The organism is Ornithinibacillus gellani, assembly GCF_003730295.1.
Lineage (GTDB): Bacteria > Bacillota > Bacilli > Bacillales > Amphibacillaceae > Ornithinibacillus_A > Ornithinibacillus_A gellani.
Genome location: NZ_QTSZ01000029.1, coordinates 272321 through 296324 on the forward strand (window position 1 = coordinate 272321; position 24004 = coordinate 296324).

General features: G+C 40.0%; 24 protein-coding genes, 1 riboswitch and 1 other annotated feature. Of the genes, 9 read left to right on the top strand and 15 right to left on the bottom strand.

Annotation, left to right across the window (positions count from 1 at the left end; genetic code table 11):
- Positions 1-403: 403 nt before the first annotated feature.
- From DX933_RS09405 to DX933_RS09415, 3 genes are all read right to left on the bottom strand, one after another.
- Complete coding sequence (locus DX933_RS09405; protein WP_123316181.1) at positions 404-646, bottom strand: hypothetical protein; 243 nt, start codon at positions 644-646, stop codon at positions 404-406.
- A gap of 304 nt (positions 647-950) precedes the next feature.
- Positions 951-1565 (bottom strand): 5' nucleotidase, NT5C type, encoded by a 615-nt coding sequence (locus DX933_RS09410; protein ID WP_190279474.1) that lies wholly within the window; start codon positions 1563-1565, stop codon positions 951-953.
- Between the two features lie 38 nt (positions 1566-1603).
- Positions 1604-2644 (bottom strand): FUSC family protein, encoded by a 1041-nt coding sequence (locus tag DX933_RS09415; RefSeq protein WP_123316183.1) that lies wholly within the window; start codon positions 2642-2644, stop codon positions 1604-1606.
- A gap of 332 nt (positions 2645-2976) precedes the next feature.
- Between DX933_RS09415 and DX933_RS09420 the strand changes: the two genes are divergently transcribed.
- Positions 2977-4071 (top strand): MBL fold metallo-hydrolase, encoded by a 1095-nt coding sequence (locus tag DX933_RS09420; protein WP_123316184.1) that lies wholly within the window; start codon positions 2977-2979, stop codon positions 4069-4071.
- A gap of 1 nt (position 4072) precedes the next feature.
- A complete protein-coding gene (locus DX933_RS09425) occupies positions 4073-4336 on the top strand; it encodes a DUF3006 domain-containing protein (RefSeq protein WP_123316185.1) in 264 nt (87 codons plus the stop codon).
- Positions 4337-4463: 127 nt separating this feature from the next.
- Here DX933_RS09425 and DX933_RS09430 read toward each other — a convergent pair whose 3' ends face one another.
- Entirely contained in the window at positions 4464-4994 is a 531-nt protein-coding gene (locus tag DX933_RS09430) for a chromate transporter (protein WP_123316322.1), read from the bottom strand.
- Positions 4994-5557, bottom strand: coding sequence for a chromate transporter (locus DX933_RS09435; protein WP_123316186.1), 564 nt, complete (start codon positions 5555-5557; stop codon positions 4994-4996). The genes DX933_RS09430 and DX933_RS09435 overlap by 1 nt, the downstream gene beginning before the upstream one ends.
- A 271-nt stretch (positions 5558-5828) precedes the next feature.
- Here DX933_RS09435 and DX933_RS09440 point away from each other — a divergent pair, with 271 nt between their 5' ends.
- On the top strand, positions 5829-6278 hold the full coding sequence (locus tag DX933_RS09440; RefSeq protein WP_123316187.1) for an Lrp/AsnC family transcriptional regulator: 450 nt from the start codon (positions 5829-5831) through the stop codon (positions 6276-6278).
- Between the two features lie 195 nt (positions 6279-6473).
- Entirely contained in the window at positions 6474-6713 is a 240-nt protein-coding gene (locus tag DX933_RS09445) for a hypothetical protein (RefSeq protein ID WP_123316188.1), read from the top strand.
- A 169-nt stretch (positions 6714-6882) separates the two neighbouring features.
- Here the strand turns inward: DX933_RS09445 and DX933_RS09450 are convergent, their stop codons facing one another.
- The 3 genes from DX933_RS09450 to DX933_RS09460 form a co-directional block, all read right to left on the bottom strand.
- Positions 6883-7104, bottom strand: a complete 222-nt coding sequence (locus DX933_RS09450) for a hypothetical protein (protein ID WP_145962270.1) — start codon at positions 7102-7104, stop codon at positions 6883-6885.
- Between the two features lie 71 nt (positions 7105-7175).
- Positions 7176-8924, bottom strand: coding sequence for a methyl-accepting chemotaxis protein (locus tag DX933_RS09455; protein WP_123316323.1), 1749 nt, complete (start codon positions 8922-8924; stop codon positions 7176-7178).
- Positions 8925-9021: 97 nt separating this feature from the next.
- Positions 9022-9115: riboswitch (cyclic di-GMP riboswitch) on the bottom strand.
- Between the two features lie 641 nt (positions 9116-9756).
- A complete protein-coding gene (locus DX933_RS09460; protein WP_123316190.1) occupies positions 9757-10884 on the bottom strand; it encodes a glycerate kinase in 1128 nt (375 codons plus the stop codon).
- A 113-nt stretch (positions 10885-10997) separates the two neighbouring features.
- Between DX933_RS09460 and DX933_RS09465 the strand changes: the two genes are divergently transcribed.
- The gene (locus DX933_RS09465) at positions 10998-11318 is read left to right on the top strand and encodes a rhodanese-like domain-containing protein (protein WP_123316191.1); all 321 of its coding nucleotides are present in this window, start codon (positions 10998-11000) and stop codon (positions 11316-11318) included.
- Between the two features lie 121 nt (positions 11319-11439).
- Here the strand turns inward: DX933_RS09465 and DX933_RS09470 are convergent, their stop codons facing one another.
- From DX933_RS09470 to DX933_RS09485, 4 genes are all read right to left on the bottom strand, one after another.
- Entirely contained in the window at positions 11440-13146 is a 1707-nt protein-coding gene (locus DX933_RS09470; RefSeq protein ID WP_223805931.1) for a methyl-accepting chemotaxis protein, read from the bottom strand.
- A 121-nt stretch (positions 13147-13267) separates the two neighbouring features.
- Positions 13268-13948, bottom strand: coding sequence for a chemotaxis protein CheW (locus DX933_RS18815; protein WP_123316192.1), 681 nt, complete (start codon positions 13946-13948; stop codon positions 13268-13270).
- 58 nt (positions 13949-14006) lie between these two features.
- Positions 14007-16019 carry a chemotaxis protein CheA gene (locus DX933_RS09480; protein ID WP_123316193.1) on the bottom strand — a complete coding sequence of 671 codons (2013 nt, stop codon included), beginning with the start codon at positions 16017-16019 and terminating at the stop codon, positions 14007-14009.
- 15 nt (positions 16020-16034) lie between these two features.
- The gene (locus DX933_RS09485; protein ID WP_123316194.1) at positions 16035-16496 is read right to left on the bottom strand and encodes a chemotaxis protein CheX; all 462 of its coding nucleotides are present in this window, start codon (positions 16494-16496) and stop codon (positions 16035-16037) included.
- A 328-nt stretch (positions 16497-16824) separates the two neighbouring features.
- Between DX933_RS09485 and DX933_RS09490 the strand changes: the two genes are divergently transcribed.
- Positions 16825-17877, top strand: coding sequence for an N-acetylmuramoyl-L-alanine amidase (locus DX933_RS09490; protein WP_190279475.1), 1053 nt, complete (start codon positions 16825-16827; stop codon positions 17875-17877).
- 425 nt (positions 17878-18302) lie between these two features.
- Here DX933_RS09490 and DX933_RS09495 read toward each other — a convergent pair whose 3' ends face one another.
- On the bottom strand, positions 18303-18947 hold the full coding sequence (locus tag DX933_RS09495; protein WP_190279476.1) for a tetratricopeptide repeat protein: 645 nt from the start codon (positions 18945-18947) through the stop codon (positions 18303-18305).
- Between the two features lie 83 nt (positions 18948-19030).
- Complete coding sequence (locus tag DX933_RS09500) at positions 19031-20203, bottom strand: hydroxymethylglutaryl-CoA synthase (RefSeq protein WP_123316197.1); 1173 nt, start codon at positions 20201-20203, stop codon at positions 19031-19033.
- A 385-nt stretch (positions 20204-20588) separates the two neighbouring features.
- Between DX933_RS09500 and motA the strand changes: the two genes are divergently transcribed.
- From motA to DX933_RS09515, 3 genes are all read left to right on the top strand, one after another.
- Positions 20589-21374 (top strand): flagellar motor stator protein MotA, encoded by a 786-nt coding sequence (gene motA, locus DX933_RS09505; RefSeq protein WP_123316198.1) that lies wholly within the window; start codon positions 20589-20591, stop codon positions 21372-21374.
- On the top strand, positions 21364-22155 hold the full coding sequence (gene motB / locus DX933_RS09510) for a flagellar motor protein MotB (RefSeq protein WP_123316199.1): 792 nt from the start codon (positions 21364-21366) through the stop codon (positions 22153-22155). Before motA ends, motB begins: the two co-directional genes overlap by 11 nt.
- A 431-nt stretch (positions 22156-22586) precedes the next feature.
- Positions 22587-22774 (top strand) — a sequence feature (16S ribosomal RNA rRNA prediction is too short).
- Between the two features lie 85 nt (positions 22775-22859).
- Positions 22860-23180: an RNHCP domain-containing protein gene (locus DX933_RS09515; protein ID WP_123316200.1), complete on the top strand. Its 321-nt coding sequence runs from the start codon at positions 22860-22862 to the stop codon at positions 23178-23180.
- Between the two features lie 91 nt (positions 23181-23271).
- Here the strand turns inward: DX933_RS09515 and DX933_RS09520 are convergent, their stop codons facing one another.
- The gene (locus DX933_RS09520; RefSeq protein ID WP_123316201.1) at positions 23272-23982 is read right to left on the bottom strand and encodes an EAL domain-containing protein; all 711 of its coding nucleotides are present in this window, start codon (positions 23980-23982) and stop codon (positions 23272-23274) included.
- Between the last annotated feature and the right edge of the window lie 22 nt (positions 23983-24004).

Here is a 24004-nt window from a genome sequence, read left to right on the forward strand (position 1 = left end):
AATGTATTTTAATGCAAGAGGTATTTTTAATATTTTTAAAGGAAATAAAAAAAGATACCTTTCCAGTCAACTCCAAGACTAATATAGGGAAGTTAAAATAGGTGGGAATGTGAACTGTTCCATACGAGGTGATAGATACATGATTCTTTCTTATTCATACATATGCATTTTCATACATTTATTTTGAGGAATGAATAAAGTGAAACTTCAATCCGTGGGGGTTCGCCCTTCCCCCACGGATTGTTAGTTGAACCAATCAGGCATTTACTGGCTGTTGATCCACCACTTACTATTCTTGTGATCAACAAAAACCCTTGATGTGGGGGGGTCAACAGCCAGTTAATCTGTGAAAAAATAATATCCCCATCCACAAGATGTGAGGATGGGGAGCTATTCAATCACTTTATGATTCATGTTGTTTGATTTGTTCATGTACCGGTTCAGTTTGTTTGTTGGGTTGATCGGGCCTTGCTTTTTCCTTCTCTTCGTGAATTGATTCCGATTGCGTTTGTTTACGTTTTCGATAGAGCATCCAACCACCAATTGCAGATGCCGCAATGAGCAACAATGCGAGAATCCCATATGGAGAAGGTAGGATAAAATAAATAAGTAATAAAACAATGATAATTCCTAAAATCGCATCCATCTTATTCCTCCAATGCAACCTTCTATTTTTTAGTTCGATTATAGCGAAGTACATATGGACCTGCAACTATCGAATGTATCAAGTTTTTTAAAATTACCTCATGTTGTATCGTTTGATAGAAATCCATCCCGTTATTGCGTTACGTGCAGCCCTTCGCTGTCTGAAGTCGGCTAATAAGCCAGGTATGTCAATGTGATCTCCTGTTTCCTGGGATTTATTTTACGCTAACGCAAAAATCCATTTTCCACAAATGAATTGAAAAAACCCTTCGCTATTCTATATGTGAATAACGAAGGGTAAGCTATTAGCGAACAACAGAGGTTGCAGGAGCTGATTCCTGTAGGATAGCTTCCACCATTTGCTCTGCTTCACGTAAATTATGTGCTCGCCATTTCGTATCAATATGCTGATTGTATGGCATATCCATTAAAATACATTTCTTGCCGAGCTCGGTGAATTTTTCAAAAGTAGCTGGCTTATCATCAACAAGCACATCCCCTGCAATCATCCATTTATGGGCACAAATAATCACTCGATCCTGTGGTAAAAAGGGAAAATGCTCTGCCAACCATTTTCGTTTATCATCTGCGGGGTTCGAATATGCTGCACCTGCTGCATCGCAATGACTGGTTCCAGGTGGTGAATCCGTAACAATATAAACCTCATATCGATCATACATATGCTGCATAAACTCTACCGCATAATCCCGAAGCGGCAAATGACGGAATAAACCTGGATGACGCAGCAACCCGTAGGCATCTACATCTGGACGAACAAATTGTTGTAAATTCCAATTATTAACCGTCTGAAAATCTACCTGTTCTCCATACATTTCATTATAATTTTTCCAATAGGTCTTCGCAAAATCATTTAACGTATCATCCATATCGACCATAATAACTGGTTTTCTCTCTTCCAAATCATTACCCCCTGCATACACATTTCTTTTTCTATTCATTAGAACTGCATTTCCTGACGACGAATATATTTATCCAGCTGCTCCAATTCCACCATAAGCTTCACAATACTACTCGCCACAGGAAATATGTCAATCCATTTTTCCATCTCTGATTGTTGCAATTCATTAATCAGGTCATTAATCGTCAAATTCATTGCTGCTTGACTTTCCCGTTGCAACTCCTTCTGAACAATGACTTTTTTCTCATAAGTTAGCATAATATTTTCATGGTATTCTACAATCTTAGCAACAAGCTTTTTCACTAGAAAGGACTGATTCTTGGAAATTTCCTCGATTTTCTCCAACTTCAGCTCCAGATTTTCGATCAAATCCTCTTCCATTTCAATCACCCGCAGCATTTGTCGGAAGGTTACAATATCCCGCATGAAATGGAATCGATTACGGACAAACATACGATCCTTCTCATCAATTATAATCCCAAGATAATTATTGATGTCTTTAATATTCTTCGATAAATCAGATTCAATCTTCTTTAATTCTTTTACTTTCATCGTTTTATTCGGAATAACACGCAATAAAAAATTCGTTTTATCCGATGCTTTTTTTACCATATCATATAAAATCTTTTGATGATTTGGTGGTAGAATCAATGCATTAATTACAAATGCAGATGAAATACCAATTAAAATCAATGATAACCGGTGTACCATATACATTAAATCAATCGTCTGATCTCCCGACATCATGATGATGGCAATTGTCAGTATGGTAATATTTACCGTCTTCACCCAACCAAGTTTTATATTCACAGCAATTGCCAATATGACCGTTATCCCAATAGAGGCTGGGTGCAAGCCAATTGTATATGCGCCAGCAAGCGCAAAAACAATCCCAATTAATGTCGATAAAAACGTTTCTTTTATATGAGTAATCGAGCGCATAATGGATGGCTGCATTGCCACAACTGCAGTAATAACTGCAACCATGCCAAGCTGATAATTTAGACTTTCAGTGATTAGGATTGACAAAGCTACAGCCAAGCCTGTTTTCATCATTCGCGGTCCAATATTAAAATTCATCCTTTTTCCCCCTGGCCTCTCCAAGCTGCTAATCTCACCCATATCATAACATGTTTACCCCCGTCAATCACGCAGAAATACGCATCGCATGTGAATCATGCACATTCTGCTTCATCAAACAGACATTTTATTCATATACCCCAATATGCTACACTTATATTTTTCAAGGTTTATTCCATAAAGTGTATGTCAAACCTCCTACAAACATGTCCATCACCGTATTTTATTATGAAACAGCGCATTTCACAACGGATAGATTTTTTCAAGCACAGACATTTTGGGATTTCTCTGCTATTCTAAAATAGAGTTACATGACAACAGGGGGATGACAGATGAAAAAGAGAATATTGCTGTCGTTGATGCTACTGCTTGCACTACTAGCAGCGTGCAGTCCACAAGCTTCCAAACAGACAGCAAAAGAAGATTTATCAGACAAAGACAAGCTAACCATTCATTACATGGATGTTGGGCAGGCAGATGCGACCTTATTACAATTCGCAGATGAAGGAAAAATGAGAAACATCCTGTATGACACAGGAGATTGGAATCGTACAGATGTTATCGATTATTTACATCAACAACAGGTAACCAATCTTGATCTACTCATTATTAGTCACCCAGATGCAGATCATATTGGGCAAATGGCAAAGATCATGCAAAGTCTTGATGTTGGTGAGGTGTGGATGACCGGGAATGAAAATGCCTCCAATACATTCCAAAAAGCAATTGAGGCCGTACTTGATAGTGATGCAACATACGAGGAACCACGTGCAGGTGATCAATTCGATATCGGTCCGCTTGCAATAGAAGTGGTGCATCCAAAGAAAATTACCGGAAAAGCAAATGAAGAATCCTTATCCGTAAAATTTACATATGGGGAGTTATCCTTCCTATTTACTGGAGATGCTGGTAAAGCAGATGAGCAGGAAATGATTGATCGAAAGCATAATCTCCACGCAACCATTTTACAGCTTGGACACCATGGTTCAGACACCTCCACAAGCACTGCATTTTTGCAGGCAGTTAAGCCAGAGGTAGCCATTTACAGTGCTGGAGCAGATAATACATACGGTCACCCACATCAAGAGGTGTTATCAAGACTGCAAAAAGCAGACATACCTGTCTATGGAACAGATGAATCAGGTAACATCATTGTTACGACAGATGGAAAAAATTATACGCTGGAAACTGAAAAAGACCAAGACCCATCAAAAGAAGTAAACGGTAATCAAGACTGCATTGATTTAAATCAAGCGACTGCGGAAGCATTACAACAAATCGTCCATATTGGTAAAGCTAGAGCACAGGATATCATCAAGGAAAGGCCTTATCATTCCATAGATGATTTATTACAAGTAGATGGCATAGGTGAAAAACGATTAAATGAAATCAAACAAGAAGGGAAAGCCTGTATAGGAGGGAAATGAATTGAAGGGAATTATTGATCGATTTGCTGATAAAGAACTGGCAGTTATTTTAATAGAGGATACAGGAAAAGAGCTGCATTTCCCTGTAAAAAATCTACCAACAGGTGCCGCAGTTGGCACAATATTGAAGCTATCAGAGGTAGATGGAGACTACCAAATAACCGGAATAGATGCAGAAGATACAAAAAAACAAGCGACTCACTCTGCTGAGTTGATGGATGCTTTAAGAAGAAAAAAACAAGGAAGTAAATTTAAACGAAACTAGGCTATGCCAACAACAAACACCGATTTGATGTTCCCAATGAACGCGATACAAATCGGTGTTTTTCATTTTGATAATAAAATGTGGAATCACTACTTGCATCCCTACTTCACTGTGGTTTTCATTTCCATTATCCAAGTAGTACAGCACCATAAATCAAAGCACCAAGTACAACATAAGCAGGACTAACACCTTTTTTCTCCAAAAGTATATATCCTGCCACCAACAATATCACCGTATGAATCCACCCTACCCCAGTATAAGAATCAGAAATAAAATCATAGGTCATAATCCCAAGCAATACAGCAATCGTTGGGCGCACAACCCGCGTCAGCATTTTAACTTTTGGTGAATCCTTATAGCGCATTAAAATACCTAATAATGCCAAGAGCATCACAAGCGAAGGGGCTACTGAGGCAAATAGGCCTATGATGGAACCCGGTATGCCCCCCTGTACATAGCCAATATGAGCAGCCAATTTAGTAGCGATTGGACCTGGTAAGCCATTCCCAAGTGCAACCATCTCAGAGAATTCCCGTGTTGAAAACCAGCCAAGACGATCCACTACTTCGTGCTCTAACAGTGGAATGGTCGCAGGACCTCCGCCATAACCAAGCAAGTTCGCAATAAAATTCGAATAAAAAATATCCCAATATTTCATCATCCGGAACCACCTGCTTTTTTCCGATCATCCTTCGCACCTTTGGATAATAAAGAATAAGCAATAAGTACAACAATAACCAAGGCAGGATGAAGGTTTAGAAATTGGATAACGAGCAAGCTTATAATGGTTAAGATCATAGTAGCTGGCCACCCCATCAACAGCTTTGATTTTTTGACAAAATCCCATGCTAATATTCCAAGCATCACCGCAGCAATTGGCAAGACACCTTTCGACATTCCCTCCACCCACGGTTTATCTTTATATGCATTCAATACGGTCAGTAGCATAATCATCAAAAAAGCAGTTGGCAATACCGTTGCACAAACACAATTTACCATGCCCCAAAAACCTTTTAAACGCCAGCCAATATAACCGGAAAGCTTCGTGTTAATTGGTCCAGGCAGCGTATTTGCCAGCGCTAGAATATCGGAAAACTCATCGTCATCCATCCATTTATACGTTTTCACTACTTCTTTATGCATGAGTGGGATGGCCGATAATCCACCACCATAGCCAAGCATACCAGCCCTAAAAAAGGCCATAAATAAGTCTTTATGCATGTGATCAGTCCTTTACCATAACCATTGTTGCATATTTTCATTTCAAATGCATCTACCGAGAAGACTATCCCACTTCTATAATGAAGATATTTAGACATATCATCAACTATCATGAATCAGTCTGGTTTCAGAGTCAAATGCACTATATTATTTCAAAAACAGGACATATATCACAAAATCACTAAAATTTCTAAATTTTAAAGCAGTCGACTTTTTCATACCATTTATCTGTAGTATAATCTGGGTAGATAGATGATGGGAGATAAAACATATGAAATTCGATGCAATGGATAAGAAGATCGTTGATTTATTAGTACGAGACGGCAGAATATCCTATGTTGAACTTGCGGAGGAGGTCGGGCTTTCACGAGTAGCTATTAAAGATCGTATTCAAAATATGTTAGATAAGAACATCATAGAAAACTTCACTGCATCTGTAAATCCAGCCATGCTTGGTTTGCAAATATCAGCCTTTTTTGAATTAGAGGTTGAACCAAACAAGCTACATGATGTGGCACACACACTCACCGAAAAAGAAGAGGTAGTGAATATTTTTCAAATGACTGGTCCAGGAACATTACACATGCATGTACTTGTCACCGATTTGCATGCATTAGAGGCTTTTATGGCAGATGAACTGTATACCTTACCAGGAATTATTCGTATCGATAGTAACATTGTTTTGAAACGTTTCAAAAGTGAAATAAGTTACCGCCTTTAGCGACACACATATCCTCTCTGGATTTCATCATCAGGGAGGCGTTTTTTTGTTTACCTCTATCCAAAGTCCTAATTTTTTTATAAAAAAAGTTTTTTTACAAACACCCCCAAAAGTACCAGATGCTTTCCGTATCTTATAGTTAAACAGGTATGTATAAAACATGTGCTAAAATATTTGAGGAGGGTGCACTTGTAAATGAAGCAATTAAAACAACATGAAGCGGAGATTATGAAGGAAATTATTGATCAAAACAATTCATTTTTTGAATTAGATAATAAACGCTATTATTTATCCGTCATCGAAGTACCAGATGAGTGCAGGCAAACCTCTAACAGGAAGCCAGTTATGAAATACAATCAAACAGCTAATGATGTCAATGGAAAGAATTTTTCCATTGATGATGTCGTTGAAATGATTGATCTCGGCGTATTATAAGTTATATTTATTTACTGTTAAAGCAGCCTCTCCCCAAGGAATAAAGGCTGCTCTAACCATACTTTCTTTCCCTAAAGAGCTTCACCCGGCAACAGTCCGTGGTGAAGTTTTTTCATTTTTAAAGGGCTGGAATGCGCCATTGCATCCCAGCCCTTTTATAACCACTATATTAGGAAAAGCCTTTTTGATTCTTCATGGAGTATGTCGAGCATTTGCCATGCCTAAAATACACTTTCACATAGCCTAGACCAGACTTAATTTCTACGATGTTTTGTTCCGAATACAGTCGTGCTACATGCCCTTGTAAGGATGCGATATGTTTTTTATACATTCGATCAAATAAATTTTTATGCCAGTCAGATAATTTATCATAACCCTTTACATGTTGCATGCCAAGCTCCCTAAATAAATTCGACACCATTTTCACATCGACTCCTCAATCCATTCATTTTTCCAAAGTGACTAATATTTGAATTTTGCCACTAATTCTCCTAATACATCTGCTAATTCCGCTAGCTCTCGAGAACTTGAAGCTACTTCTTCCATTGCCGAACTTGTTTCCTCTGAGGAAGCTGATGTTTGTTCAATTCCTGCTGCTGATTCCTCGGAAATAGCTGCAACATCTTCTATAGAGTCATTCATTTCATTTCCTTGGGCCGCAATATCCGATAAATGACTCGAAATAGACTGAATTTGTGCTCCCATCTTAGCAACTGCTGCATGAATACCTTCGAATTTTTCAGCAGTAATCGAAATTTCTTCTGTTCCACGTACAACCTCTTGATAGCCTTCAGCCAATGATTCCTTAACCTGCTGTGATTCATTCTGCATGCCTGCTACGATATTTGTAATATCTCCAACGGAAAGCCTTACCTGTTCCGCTAATTTACGAACCTCATCAGCAACTACTGCAAACCCTTTTCCATGTTCACCTGCGCGGGCAGCTTCGATTGCTGCATTTAATGCTAACAAATTGGTTTGATCAGCTACATCTTGTATAACAGTGACAAGCTTCGTGATTTCCTGAGATTGCACTTCCAACACATGTACCTTATCGACCGCTCCCTGTACCATCTGATCAATCTTCTCCATCTGTTGTTTAGAAGAATCCATTAAGGAACTACCTTCATTTGTTAATGTGCGTACAGTGTCAGAGGATTTCTTCACTTCTTCACCTGCATCATTCGCAGCATCTACTCGTTCAGAAAATACTTGCATTGCCTGTGCCAAATCACCTGCACTGTTCGCTTGCGTTTCTGCACCTGAGGCAAGCTCCTGCATGGTAGATGCCACCTGATTAGAGCCAGATTTAACCTCATCTGCAGATTGGAATAATGCTTCACTTTGTGCTGTCAATTGCGCTGATGCTTTGGCAACATTTGTAATTGTTTCGTGAAGCTGTACTTGTAAATGATTCATCGCGTTAGCAAGCATTCCGGTTTCATCTCGATTTTTCACTTTTATCGCTTCTGTTGTTAAGTTTCCTGAAGCAAGCTCATTCATTTGAGCAGTTACCATACGAATTGGTCGTGATAAATTGTTAGCAAACCACCAAATAATAAATATACCTGCAATAATTGCTACTCCTGCTACAATTAAAATCACGATTAGTATGTCATTCACCGGTTCATTAAAATCTAACATATAAGTACCTGCGACAACAACCCAACCCCAGGCCTTATCTTGCTTCGAATATGCGACTTTGGGCTCAATTTTACTTTCATCATTCGTTAATGGCCAGTCAAAATACGTGTACCCCCCACCTGCCATTCCTGTTTTAATTAATTCCTGAGTGGAATGAATACCATTCGGATCCACTGAATCCCAGCTATTTTGTCCTTCCAGTAATGGGTGGGCCATTTGATTTCCATCTTCGTCCAAAATAAATAAGTAACCATATTCCCCTAAATCAATAGCATCGTTAATCGGTCGTGTACCATCTGCCTGTTTTTCTCCAAGAATGGATACACGCACTTGTTCCTGGGCTTCTGCTAAAGTTAAATGGCCCTTTTTTACTTCAGCATCTAACGCTTCTATCCGCTCTACGGTCATCTCAACACTATTTTTTAAAATCGTTTCTCCTAAATCATTGAGACCCGCTTCACTTTTTTGATAACTAAACCATCCTAACACAGTAAGCGGAATGACCAACAGTATTAAAGACACAATCGTGAGCTTGGCCCGAACTGACATGTTACGTTTCTTTTCCATATACCATACCAAATCCCTTCTATACACCTCGCCATTATATATATATAAAATAGCCATCCAAATGAAAATTTGAACAGCCAAATAGATGTATCTATACATTGGTAACCAGGCGATCATCATGCTTATTGAAGAAGCATCTTAGACCCTAGGCTTTGCGTCCTATCCTTTCAGATAGTTTGCCTTTATTCTATTAAATTTTATAGGTATAAATATCTAGTTCAAAAATTATTATAGATGTTTAGCCCCAAAATACAACCCTAAAATTACCAATTTCAATAATTCGATCGTAATTTATGGCTAAATTATGAATGCGTGAGCAAATAGTTTCATTCATTTTATTCGTTTTTCGCCAAAACCAACGACAAAACGAAACAAAAAAAAGATACGAGCCATTTCTCTCGCATCACTAAGATTCTGGTTCATATCTCATGTATTCATTCATTCCATTAGCCAATGTCATTTTTAATGTATGATGATCTCTCTCTTTAAACATAATGGTTATGCTAGCAACTTTTTTGAATTTGAATATCAATATATTTGCGGAGTGAACTTCATCCCTAACGGTCCAATGATCTGATAAAGTGAAACTTCAATCAGTGGTTTTTTTGCCCTTCCCCACTGATTGTTAGTTGAACCAATCAGGCCTTTACTGGCTGTTGATCCACCACCTACCATTCTCGTGATCAACAAAAATTATTGCAGTGGGGATCTTACAGCCAGTTAATCTGTGATAAAGTGAAACTTCAATCAGTGGTTTTTTTGCCCTTCCCCCACTGATTGTTAGTTGAACCAATCAGGCCTTTACTGGCTGTTGCCCCCCAGTAGTGCATGTCTACTTTATTATTATATGAATCTCCTGCATGATCTGCTTCGTCCGCTCTTTTAATAATTCCTTCGCTTGTTTGATTGCTAATTCAATGGGCATGTTTGCTGGTGCCGTTTCATAGCCAGCAATGAATAATCGCTCTGGTTCATTCCATCCGCGACCTAATTTTCCAGAAAGTAAAATGGTTGGAACTTGATGTTTTTGCGCGAGTTTGGCTACATGTCCAGGGGCTTTTCCTAGCTGTGTTTGATCATCACTCTTCCCTTCCCCTGTAATCACTAAATCTGCAGTCTGTATAGCCGTCTCCAGATCAATCGCTTCTGCAACAAGTGCAGCTCCCGGAACTAATTCTGCGCCGAGCACGAGTAATGCAAACCCAAGACCACCTGCCGCTCCTGCACCTGGAGTTTGTTGTAATGATTTATTTAGTTGTTTTTCCAATAGATTGGCAACATGAGCCATTGCTGCGTCATAGGCTGGTAATTCAGCTGCCGCTAACCCTTTTTGCGGGCCATAAACAGATGTGGCACCATCATTTCCACATAGCGGATTGGTAACGTCACAGGCAGCCACAATAGAAATCTGTTTCAATCGTGGAGCCAATCCAGAGATATCTAATCGCTCAACCTCTAATAGATGTCTGCCAAAGATGCCAATGGGATTCCCTTGCTTATCCCAAGCCTGCATGCCTAATGCAAGCAACATTCCTAATCCCCCATCATTTGTGGCACTTCCACCAAGTGTCAGCTGTAGCTCTGTACAGCCTGTATCCATTGCATGCAGCATGGCTTGTCCCAGCCCATATGAAGTCATTCTGCCGGGGTGACGTTGATCCACGGGGATATCCGCTAAGCCAATTATTTCTGCACTTTCTATTACCGCCCGATTCCCTTCGCAGATTGCATAAAATGCCTGCTCTTCCTTTCCCGTTCCGTGTGTGCAATTCACAGATTGCATATGTCCACCCATAGAAGTAATCAGCACATCTATCGTTCCTTCACCACCATCTGCCATCGGTTTTTCAATCACATGATAATGTGCATCCGCTTCTTTTATAGCTGCTTTCACAATCGCTGCAGCTGTACGAGCATCGATACTTCCTTTAAATGAATCCGGTGCAACAACTATTTGCATCATTACATCCTTCTCTCTATTTTCTTTTTCCATCAGTATATCGTAAAATCTACAGCATTTTCTGCTAATTATATGATACCATTAAATTATCAACTGAAAGGAGCGTGATAGGCATGGAAAAGTGGACTGCAGCGGAACTGAATGACAAATTAAAACAGACAGAGCGTCCTATCATTTTAGATGTGCGGGCGGAAGATAAATTTGCTGCCGGGCATATCCCCTCCAGTATGCATATTCCAAAGCAGAAAATTTTACCTGGCGATGAACAGGATTTAAATGGTCTGACTGTTTTGCCTATGGATCAGCCGATTGTTGTGACTTGTACAACTGGAAATTCTGCCCAACGTTGTGCAACGGTTTTACAGGAAAAAGGTTACCAGGTGTCTGTATTGGACGGCGGCATTACTGCCTGGAATGCATATAAACAGAAATAATCTATCTAACCCAAAATCAGGCCCAGACATTCATGGTCAAGCTTGCCAGAATATTAGTCATGAAAACACCCCAGTAGATTGGTTTTACTTCTCTACTGGGGTGTTCATTTGCTTAAAAAGTCTATAGTTTAAATCGACCAACCAATCCGTTCAATTCTTCTGCTAATTTGGCAAGCTGGTCAGAGCTTCCGGCAACCTCTTCCATAGCACTGCTTGATTGCTCTGCAGATGCGGAAGTTTGCTCCACACCAGCTGCGGATTCTTCTGCAATTGATGCCACTTCTTCAATCGATGCATTCATACTTTGACTTTTGCCAGCCATATCTGATAATTGTTCAGAAATAGCTGTCATATGATTGACCATTCCCATGATGGATTCACCAATGGAATGGAAGGTTTGATTGGTCGTTTGAATTTGTGTTGTTCCTTCTTGTACTTCTTGATAGCCGTTGTTTAAGGATTCTACGACCATTCCGGATTCCTGTTGAATATTGCTTACAATTTCGGTTATATCCGTTACAGAATGAGATACCTGTTCTGCAAGCTTACGGACTTCATCCGCAACAACTGCAAAACCTTTCCCATGCTCACCGGCTCGAGCCGCTTCAATCGCAGCATTCAAAGCGAGTAAATTCGTTTGATCGGCAATATCATGAATGACAGAAACAAGATTAGATATTTTTCTAGTATGTCCATCCAAATTTTGCACCTTTTTCATGGCAGCTTGAACGATATCATCAATTTGCTTCATTTGATCCGTGGATGCTTGCATGCGAATACTACCTTCATTTGCCAGCTCCAGCACTTCATAGGATTCATTTAATACCTGTTCCCCGTTTTTATTCGCTTCATCTGCCTTTACCGTAAATGTGCCCATATTTAGAGCTAAATCTCCAGTATGGTTCGCTTGTGATTCTGTTCCTTGGGCCAGTTCTTCCATTGTCAGTGCTACTTGCTCCGTTCCAGATTTCACCTCACTTGCTGCTTGTGTGAGTTCTTCACTTTGACTGGAGACTGTTTCTGAAACGGTATGAATTTGATAAAGCAAATCCCGTGTATTTCTAGTCATCGTATTCGTTGCTTCAATCAATTGCCCCGTTTCATCCTGCAATTTACTTTCCAATGGTTCTTGGCTTAAATCCCCTGCTGCTACCAGCTTCATCCGCTCCACAACGCGTATAATTGGTCGTGTCAAAGCAATGGCGGTGAAATAAGCTACAAATAATCCGAGAACAATCGCAGCTGCCGAAACAATCACACCAATAATGGAAATAGCACGACCATCTACCAATACCTGCTTGCCCGTTGCTTTCATGGACTGTTCTTTTGAAGTAGCCAGATTCTCAAAGCTTTCCATTAACGCGCGCACTTCCACATCAGCTTTACCCAAATTTACCTTTGCTCGATTCACACGTTCTTTTTCCAGCTCTTCAAAAACATTTACTTGTATGTTTTCCTTCCAAGCCTCCATTTGATCAATAAGCTCCTGAAATTCTTTTGCATTAGCTGTTTTTGCGGATGTATCAATATAATCATATGCTTTATCTGCATAGCTTTGAAAATTTTCTTTATACAGCTTATCGCCATAAAGCACATAGCCTCTTGCTTCTGCAATTAGGTTTGCCAAGATGCTATTCATTTGTTCATCATTAATTAATAATTGCAAATCCTGGCCAACCATTTTATCTACATCGTTATTCATTTTATGTATGACTAAATAGTTATAAACGGCAAGAACGCCAATCAGAATTAAAACAATGGCAAAGCCTGCAATCATCTTGGAACGAATTGTTTTTAATAGAATGGATCGTTTCATTTTCTGTTTCATTTCCATCTCCCTATTCCTTTCTTTATCAATTCATATATGTAGATGTTCTTGCTGCCGTCTTCCGCTCGTTGTCCCCCTGATTCCCGCATCTCCAACAGCAATGTTGCTCCCTCTCCCATTGTTATGCCTTTTGATCCGTATGCTCGTCCGCTTGATTAGAGGCAGATGTTTCCCGATCTTCTGCTTGATTTATGTCAACTTCCTCTAAGTTGTCAACATCATGCACTGCAAGCTGTTCCTCCATTGGTGACTCTTTTTCATCTTGTTCCATAGATGATTCATCAACATTTTCCTCAACGACATCATTCGCTTCATCGGCCTCTGCCATTGATTCTCCGTTTGCTAGCTGAACCGCCTCTTCGGCATCATTTATTTCATCCCAGTCTAGTACGCGCTCTAAATCGAGAATGATGAGAAGTCGTTCCTCCAGCTTAGCAATTCCATGTAGAAATTTTTCGTGAATACCACCAATAAAACCTGGTGCCGGTTCTAAACTATTCGTGTCAATATCAATTACTTCTGTAGCAGAATCCACAATTAAACCAATTTGAACCTCTCTTGCATACACAATCAATATCCGTGTATCATCTGTTGCAACAATTGGTTCATGAAACATACGCTCACGTAAATCAACGATAGGAATCGTATCGCCACGTAAGTTAATGATTCCTTTAATAAATTCGGCAGTTCCAGGTACTGGTGTCACTTCCATTAATCGTTCAATGGTCAGTACCTGGCTTACATTGACCCCATACGATTGATTTTTTAATTTTAACACAATATATTTTGTTATTTGCTCCATGTTTACAACTCCTATATGCTTCATTGCTGGTTTTCCCAGGCAAATGTAGTCACCTTGGTTATGCAATTAATGCATTTGGATCAATAATTAAAGACACAGCTCCATCGCCAAGAATCGTAGCACCAGAGATGGCAAATACATCTCGTAAATAATTGCCGAGGGATTTCAATACTACTTCCTGCTGTCCGATAAAGGAATCCACAATCAGACCTGTCAGCTTATCCCCTTTTTTAACGATAACTACGGCATAGTCTTTTCTTTCCATTACTTCCTGTCGGGGAATATCAAATACTTCTTCTAATGAAACAAGTGGAATGACACGCCCTCGAAAATCCATTACTTTTTGACCGTGTGCAGATAAGATATCACTTTCTTGCAACAATGCAGTCTCAATAATAGATGTTAATGGCACGGCATAAATTTCATCCGCAACCTTTACGAGTAGGGACGATAATATGGATAGGGTCAACGGTAGTTCAATCGAAAACTTGCTTCCCTTTCCTTTGGTTGATTCAATCGTGATTCTGCCACCAAGTGATTCAATTTTATTCTTCACCACGTCAAGCCCAACCCCACGCCCAGATAAATCGGATACTTGATCTGCAGTACTGAAACCAGAGGATAAGATTAATTCATTTACTTCATCATCTGAAAGCAATTCAGCATCTGTTTGTGCTACGATGCCATTTTCGATTGCTTTTGCTAACACTTTCTCTCGATTGATTCCAGCTCCATCATCTTCAATCTCGATGAAGACGTGATTTCCACTATGATATGCGCGAAGAGAAAGATTGCCGATCTCTGGTTTACCTAATGTTTTTCTCACTGAAGGGGCTTCAATTCCATGGTCCATAGAGTTACGAATCAAGTGTACAAGCGGATCACCAATTTCATCAACTACGGTCCGGTCCAATTCTGTTGTTGCTCCTTCAATGGTCAGTTCAATCTTTTTATCCAAATCCTTTGCAAGTCCGCGGACCATTCTTGGGAAGCGATTAAACACCTGCTCCACAGGTACCATCCGCATCGAGAGGATTAAGTTTTGCATATCACTTGTAACCCGTGCCATATTTTCAACCGTTTCCAGTATTTTCATATCTCTTGATTGCTGGGCTAAATTTTCCAATCTACTTCGGTCAATAACAACTTCTTCAAATAAATTCATTAAATGATCAATGCGATCCAGATTAACACGAATCGTCTTAGAAGTATTTCTTGTCGCTGCTGTTGGCGCATTTTTTTCTTTATGTTCTGCTTCCGATGTATCCGATTTTTCAATTGGTTGTGCATTCGCAGTTGGGTCTGTTTCCTGTGTAAGCCCTGATTGGTCCACGTAAATAAAGTCTGTTACTTGAACCTCTTCCACCTCAGATATACGATGAACAGCCTTTTCTACCTCCTGCTTGGATTCATTCGTCAATAGTAATAAATCAAATCCTTGCTCAAATTCCCCTTCTTCTAACGCTTCGACGGAAGGATTGGTTTGAATCATTTCTCCCAATCCCTCCAGCGCTTCAAGCACCATATATGCCCGGGCTGCTTTCAAAATACAATCGGAAGTTAAAAGTACACGGATCTGATATGCTTGAAAGTCTTGCTCTACCGCTTGATTTATTACGGTTAGCTGGTATTCATCCAGTTGGAATTGCTCAGATTCAGCCTGATTTTCTGCAGTAGTTGCAGCTATCGCTTCTCCTGAATTAATTCGCTCCAGTCGAGAAACAAGTTCACGCACATCTTTTTTACCATCTTTGCCCTCGGCAACATCTGCCACCATCTCTTCCAACGCTTCAATTGCAGAAAATGTAACATCAATCACTTCTGTAGTAACCGTTAACGCTTCATGGCGAATTTGATCCAAGACATTTTCCATATGATGTGTAAGTGCTGCTATATCTTCAAATCCCATCGTTGCAGCCATTCCTTTTAAGGTATGTGCCGAACGAAAAATTTCATTTACAATGGTTAGGTCCTCGGGATGCTTTTCTAACTCTAGAATATGATCATTAACTGACTGTAGATGCTCCCTGCTTTCATCTAGGAATACATCAATATATTGATCCAATTCCACTACTATTTCCTCCCCTTAATCGAGTAACAGATAGATATCTAGGTTGCCTGTTTGCTCGAATGCCGTTTTCATTTGAATCGCCCGATCATATCCAGATAAACGTGTCGTTCCTTCCATGATGGTTGGTGACGTAATGTCTGTATTCAGACCATTTTGGACGATATTGGTCGATAAACTGCCTGCCAGCATATTGCCTAGCTCACCACTAAAGGAGGCTAACATTTCCCCGGCAATATCCATCCCAAACATAGATTTGCCAATGGCAGCAAATACACCTGGTTTACCTCCCAAAATCAACTGTCCTTTTACATCTCCTGCAATTCCAATTAATACACCATACTCCAAGTGAAGCGATTCACCTAATAATGCCGGCTTTGACATCTGATATGGAATAGGAACAATGTTTTGCAGGGCAGCCTTGGTTCCATTTAATAAGTCTAAAATAATTTTATTCCTTGTATTTGCTGTTGCAGTCATCGCGAACTCCTTTCAACTATTAGCGACAGATTTCCCTTCGCACCATGCTTCCTTATGAACAATTGCCATGGTTATTCTTTATTTGAACGCAAGCATTTTCACTTTACGTTTAAATGATTACCCAAGGTAAATGGTCATAAAGAACCAGTCGATAATACCTAGTTTCTCCTTATATCGGTTGTAAGGAGTGGAAGTTGTAGCGTTTCTATGAAAATTAATACTTTCCCAAGTCCCTCTGCTAAATTCTATTTTTAATACTAGTCCACTAGGTAGGTATATTGTGAGATTTTGCTGGAAATAATGGATTAATAGAAACGGAGGAATGAGGATGAATTTCAAATCATTATATCTTGCAGGACTAGGGATTCTATTATTTATCCTATGGAGTCCACTCGTAACCAACGCGAATGAACAAAATGGCACAACCTATACAGTAGGTATCAAATCAGTGGAATTAAAAGATACCCCAGATGCAAATGGCCAGGTTATCGTGACATTGCATGAAGGAAGTAGCATTACTATCTTTCAGGAGAGCTATGGCTGGGGGCGAACTTTTTTCCAAGGGGAAGAAGCATGGGTGCCTATCTACCAATTGATCCGACCACAAAAAGATGACCAAGCGAAAGAACAAAACAATCAATCGGAAGAAGAATCCGAGCAGAACATAGAGTCAGAAGATATACAAGACGAAGAGAACGTAAAAAATCAATTACCTGAATTTCCCGAAGCAATCACAAGTGACTTGAAAATAGAACAGGAAAACATATGGAAAAGGGAAGATGGCAGTGCCAGAAGACTGCTATCCTCAATGGAAATCAGCCGAGAACCTGTTGATGGTAAGGCATTACAAGACTATCACATTTTATTAGATCCTGGACATGGCGGAAAAGATAGTGGTGCGATGGAGGCGGGAGTCTATGAAAAAGACATCACGCTTCACACTGCAAAAGAAACAGCCGCTGCACTTCAGGAACAAGGCGCAACGGTTACAATGACACGTGACACAGATCAATTTATATCACTGGAAAAACGTGTTCAACAAAGTAATCAAAAAGAAATTGATGCGTTCATCAGTCTGCATATTAACGCATTTGAAGATCCAGCAGCACAAGGTCTCCATACCTTTTATCACGGAAGCGCTGGAAACAAAGCACTTGCTGAAGCCATCCAAACACGATTGGTTCAGGAGACCAACCTTTCTAATCGCGGCGTTGCAACAGCGGCCTATTACGTATTAAGAAATAACACAAAACCAGCTGTATTAGTTGAGCTTGGATTCCTAACCAACCAAGCAGATCGAGAGCTCATTCAATCAAAAACCTTCCAACAACAAGCAGCAAAAGCTATCACCACTGGTCTAGTAAACTATTTTCACGACTAAAACAGGTATAGCAAGCTAATTCCCGCCACTATCATTCTCTTGTAAGAGGCGGAAAGGGTATGTTTGGGTGGAAGGTATGCGGGTTCGAGGTCATGTCATGTGACTTCTACCCAAAGCCATGCGACTTTCTAGCCAAATCAGATGAATAGGTCTTCGAAATAAAATGTAGTTGGAATCGGAGGGCCGGTTCCTTCCTTATCCTAAAGGATCTTTCCACCATAGCCGCGCGAGTTGGGGTGGTCGGCGCGCGTGTCCGTCCGGTTGGTGCTCGACTTTTGATGATTGGCGCTTGACTTTGGGTAAGCAGCGCGCTACTTCCACCTGTCATCAAATAGAGCAATCGACATACGGTTCGCTTCAATTGAAATACAAAAATAATCAACAAAAGGAATCGATCCAATGACCGATTCCTTCCATATCACTTCCTATAATAGAGCGATTCGTTCATCCAATTCAGAGATGGCGCGTGTGTCTTGCACGCTACGAAATACTGCTCTTGCATCTTGATAATGTTGCAGGGCTTCTTTATTGCGATTTGTTTGGCGGCATGCATCACCAAGTCCGCGGTAAGCACATCCGATTGCCACGTGATCCAATGAGTTTTTGGCATAATGTAGTGCTTCCATCATCATTTCATAAGCTTTTCCCCACTGTTGCTGCTGCATATACAGCATGCCTTGTTCGTAGTAGTTAGCGGAATAACCAAGCGGCCATTGTGGTAAATGTGCATGTAATATCACAAGCTCTTCCTCAAAATAATGACTTGCTTGTTCTATTTGTCCGGCCATTCGCTTCACCATACCTAGTTGATGATAGGCAATGGCCTCTGCTTCACGATCCTGCTCATCAACCGCTAATTTTAGCAAGGTTAGATAAAGGTCACTCGCTGCTTCGTATTGACCAAGCTCACTTTTTACAAACCCCAAGCCATGTACTGCCTGTTTAAATGCGATAGAGGTCGTATCGTCTATTTGATCGATACATTTCAAATAAAGCATTTCTGCCTGGCGAAAATAACCTTGATCAAAGTATTCAAATGCCTTACGAAGCTGGTCCGAAAGATTCTTCATAGCATTACAAGCTCCTTTGTAAATCATCAAACATTATTCAGGGAATGATAAGCAATTACAGCAAATCAACGTATCATTACATTTTATTTATTTTTATTCGTATACTGGCGCATGTGTTCTGTAATTCCAGTAACACAAATGGATGCAGGATCCTTCGTAATATCCAGTTCCAATGTAGAACCATCTGTCGGCAGTGTTTTTACAAATTGTTCCTCATATTCCGCTATAGAAATTTCTTTCCGTTCTGCAAACAATTCACGATGTCGATCCAAGTAAAGATTCTCGCGGAAATGTTCTGCCAATACACCGGAGAAAAATTCTCCCACAGCCCCTGATCCATAGCTATACATCCCTATACGTGCGCCTGATTGAATATTTTCGGCTTGCTCGAGTAAAGACAGCAAACTTAAATATAGTGAACCTGTATAAATATTTCCAACGTTACGATTATATGTTGTGCTTGTTTGATAATGGTCCTGTAATCGTTGCTGATCCGCTTCATTGCCCTCGTCTAAAATTTGGCGTAAAGCTTTTAAACCCATTTTTGTATAAGGCATATGGAAACAAATTGCTTCCATATCATGAATACTGCGGTTTGATTTTTCTTTATATTGCTCCCATACTTGCTTGAAAAATGCCATGTACTGCTCATTCGAAAACTTACCATCGACATACGCTGTATTAGAGTATACAGGACGCCAAAAATCCATAATATCAGATGTATAATAAACCGTTTCATCATCTAATTCTAACACACGCGGATTTGCCGAAATGATTAAGGCTACCGCTCCAGCTCCTTGAGTGGATTCTCCTGGTGTATTCAAACCATATCGAGCAATATCAGATGCCAGCACGAGTACTTTGCTATCAGGGTTAAGTGCAATATGTCCTTTTGCTAATTGAATAGCAGCTGTTGCACCATAGCATGCCTGTTTTAATTCTACCGCACGGGCTTCTGGTTTTAAATCAAGCAGACGATGCACATATACGGCTGCTGCTTTGGAATGATCGATACCTGATTCGGTACCGAAGAGCACCATATCAATATGTGCGCGGTCCGTTTCATCCAACATATCTAATGCAGCATTTGCTGCCAATGTAACAGGATCCTGCGTTAATGGAGCTACCGACATTTCACTTTGTCCGATACCAATTGTAAATTTAGCTGGTTCAACCCCACGTGCTTCAGCTAGTTTGTTCATATCAACATATAAATGCGGCGTATAAAAGCCTATTTTATCAATTCCAATCTTCATTTCTCTATTCCCTCCATACATCGCGCCATTGTAAGCGCTCTAACTATGTTATATTATTCACAATCTTACCGTACATATCATAACATAAGTCGACAAATTTTTGCTCAATTTTGAGCTTGCAAAAAACTGGGATTCCAACACTTTCTTGTACAAACTGGTATTTCACCATTTTTTCAACAAACATTTTTTAGTTATCCTTTATTTTTTGACTGCATAACCGATAAATAATGAGAGAGGCTGTTCAGGTAAATTAGTGAAACTAATAATTGGAAATAAATAAACCGTAGTATGCCGTTTATTATCCAAGTGTTTCAACTGATATGACAGTCAATGATAGATGTTTATTCTCCAATGCAAAGATTGGCGATATGGATGGAGGTTCAAAATGGATAAAACAACTTTAGTAGGAATCGTGCTCGGATTAGTAGCTGTTTTAGTAGGGATGGTGCTGAAGGGGGTTGCTTTCAGTGCATTATTTAATCCAGCGGCTCTGTTGATCATCTTTGTCGGAACGGCTGCATCCATTTGTATTGCCTTCCCATGGCAAACGGTAAAAAAGGTACCAGCATTATTAAAGATTATTTTCTTTAATCAACAACAACAGGATCTCCGCGAATTAATCGAACAGTTTACAGACTGGACAGAGTTAACGAGACGTGAAGGATTACTAGCATTAGAAACAAAGATTCAAGAATCAGACGATCCCTTCCTCAACTCCGGCCTACAATTTGCAATTGATGGTCAGACACCGGAGTTTATTCGGGAAGTAATGCTTGAAAAGGTAGACGCCATGGAAAAGCGACATGCAGAAGGTATTGCCTTATTTTCACAGGCTGGAACCTATGCACCAACACTCGGTGTACTCGGAGCGGTAATTGGTTTGATTGCTGCACTTGGAAATCTGGAGGACATGAATGTATTAGGGACCGCCATATCTGCGGCCTTCATGGCAACATTATTTGGAATTTTTACCGGATATGTGCTTTGGCACCCTTTCGCAAATAAGCTCAGTGAAAAATCTAAACGTGAGGTTCATCGTATGGAATTAATGATTGAGGGAATCCTGTCAATTGCTAGTGGTGATTCTCCAATTGTTGTAAAAGACAAGCTAAGTTCACATCTGACCGCACGCGAAGCAGCCATGCTTGGGGAAAAGTCAAATGAGGAATAGAAAAACAAAGAAAAAATTGCATATTGATGAATCATGGCTCCTCCCCTATGCTGATTTACTAACCTTGCTCTTGGCATTGTTTATCGTTTTATTTGCCATGAGTGAAGTCGATGTCAAGAAATACAAAGAACTATCCGAAGTATTTAAGAGTGAATTCTCATCAAGTGGAGATGGCATTTTGGAAAGTAAAGATATGAATGTCGAAAGCCCTGAGGATGATATGCTGGAAGAACCAGATTCTTTAGATGTTCCAGACAAAAAAGAATCAGAAGAAGAAGATTCAGAAAAAATTTATGCAGAAAGCCTTGAAAATCTGAAGCAGGTTCAGGCAGACATTAATCAATATATTCATGAACAAGGCCTAAGTGATGTACTGGGAACGAAGCTGACAGACGAAGGCTTGCTCATTACCATTTCCAATGATGTCACTTTTGACTCAGGTAGTGCTATTGTCAAAAGCGGTGGTGAAGATATTGCCCATGCCATTGCGAAGCTGTTAAATAATGATCCACCGCTGCAAGTGATTGTCAGTGGACATGCCGATGATCGCCCCATGCACAACCATGAATTTGCATCCAACTGGGAGCTTAGCGTTGCTAGAGCAGTTAACTTCATGAGTCTTGTGCTAAATAATGACAAGCTTGACCCGACGAAATTCAGTGCGAAAGGCTATGGTGAATTTCAGCCAATCGTCCCTAACACCAGCGAAGAAAATCGCAGAAAAAATCGTCGTGTGGAAGTGCTGGTCCTTCCACGTTACCAGCTTGATACAGATACATAACCCGTCACTCCTGAAGTGGCGGGTTTTTTATTATTGAAAAAATGAACGGCAGCATATATCATAAAGTGAAACCTCAAACACTCAGGCCTTTACTGGCTGTTGATCCACCACTTACAATGCTTGTTTTCAACAAAATTATTGAGGTGAGGGGCTTACAGCCAGTTAATCTGTGATAAAGTGAAACTTCAATCAGTGGGGGTCTTCGCATTTCCCCCACTGATTGTTAGTTGAACCAATCAGGCCTTTACTGGCTGTTGATCCACCACTTACTATGCTTGTTTTCAACAAAATTCTTGAGGTGGAGGGCTTACAGCCAGTTAATCTGTGGTAATATGGAGTTGTTCTATAGTTTGAAAAAATTCAGGAGTGATTATCATTAGAAAACATGTTAAACGTTTACACATTGCTTTCTAGGGGATGATGCCACTGTCAGTGATTCATGTGAACATGTACTTGTGGGAGGTGGAGTAGCTTCCGCCTCACAGTGGTTGGCACAAAAACGGAAACGACATTTAAAACCAATCGGGGTTCGGATCAAAGGATGGAAAATGCCTTTGTGAAGTCGGAACAAGAAGTAATCGTTTTGAAAACAAAACGGTGAATCAATCCCTTCCATGGAAAGCCTGAAGCTGCCTTTTTTGCAGGCAGAAAAGCGAACAGAACCCTTTTCTCCATCGTTCATAAAACGATTTGGAGGAAAGCAAATGAGTAGACGACTAGAAAACACAGCATTTCAATGTGAGCATTGTGATCAGCACGTATTACCACTAACAAACGGCAGCTACCGAAACCATTGTCCCTTCTGCCTGTATTCGAAGCATTTAGATAACCAACCAGGTGATAGAAGCAATAACTGTAAAGGGTTAATGGAACCAATTGGACTGGACTATTCCAATAAAAAAGGCTACCAAATCATTCACCAATGTCAAACATGTGGTGAAATTAAGAAAAACAAGGCTGCCACACACACGATTCAGCCGGATCATATTCTTTTTTTACAGCAGCAAATTGCTAATCTGCTATAAAGCAGCTTATCGGAAAATCATGTGGCATCGTTCAAATGCATGCCAACAAAAAAGATCAGCAGGGGATGATCCTCTACTGATCTTTTTATATTTAGCCATGCTGCTCCAACGGCAATGGCCGACCAAGGTAATAGCCTTGTCCCAACTCAACCCCAATTTGTTTTGCTACTTCGATATCTTCCGCTGTTTCCAATCCTTCCAGCACAACTTGATACTGATCCCCAAGTTCATGCAACATTTTTTCAATATAAGCTTGATTTATGCTAGAGTCTACGAAGTTTTTTGCAAAATATCGGTCAAATTTAATAATATCTGGCCCCAATTCAACAATGGTAAGGAGCGGATATTTTCCTTTTCCGACATCATCGAGCGCTATTCGAAAACCTTCCTGACGTAAAATTTCCAGCTGTCCTTTTAATGCTTGGAAGCTTTCAATCGTTTCCCCTTCGTTTATTTCCAGCACGACCTGTGATGGACTGATTTTTGCCTTACTGCTCATCTGTTGAACGCGTGTTAAAAACGTCGGATGAACGATGGTCGAAGGGAAAATATTTATATATAAGAATTGACCTTCTGGAATATTCCAATTTGTATCCAGTGCTTGGTCTATTGATTCCATATCTAATTCAAATAATAAATGATGCTTTCTTGCATGATGAAAGAACTCGACTGGACTTGGAAACTGTTCTGCACGAAGTAATGCTTCGTATCCATGCAATGTTTGACTCGCCAAATGCACAATCGGCTGAAAAACATGGTGAAAAACAATATCTTTGTTTTTTGATGAACGGTTCAATCCCATTCGCTTGCCTCCTGTTCCAAAA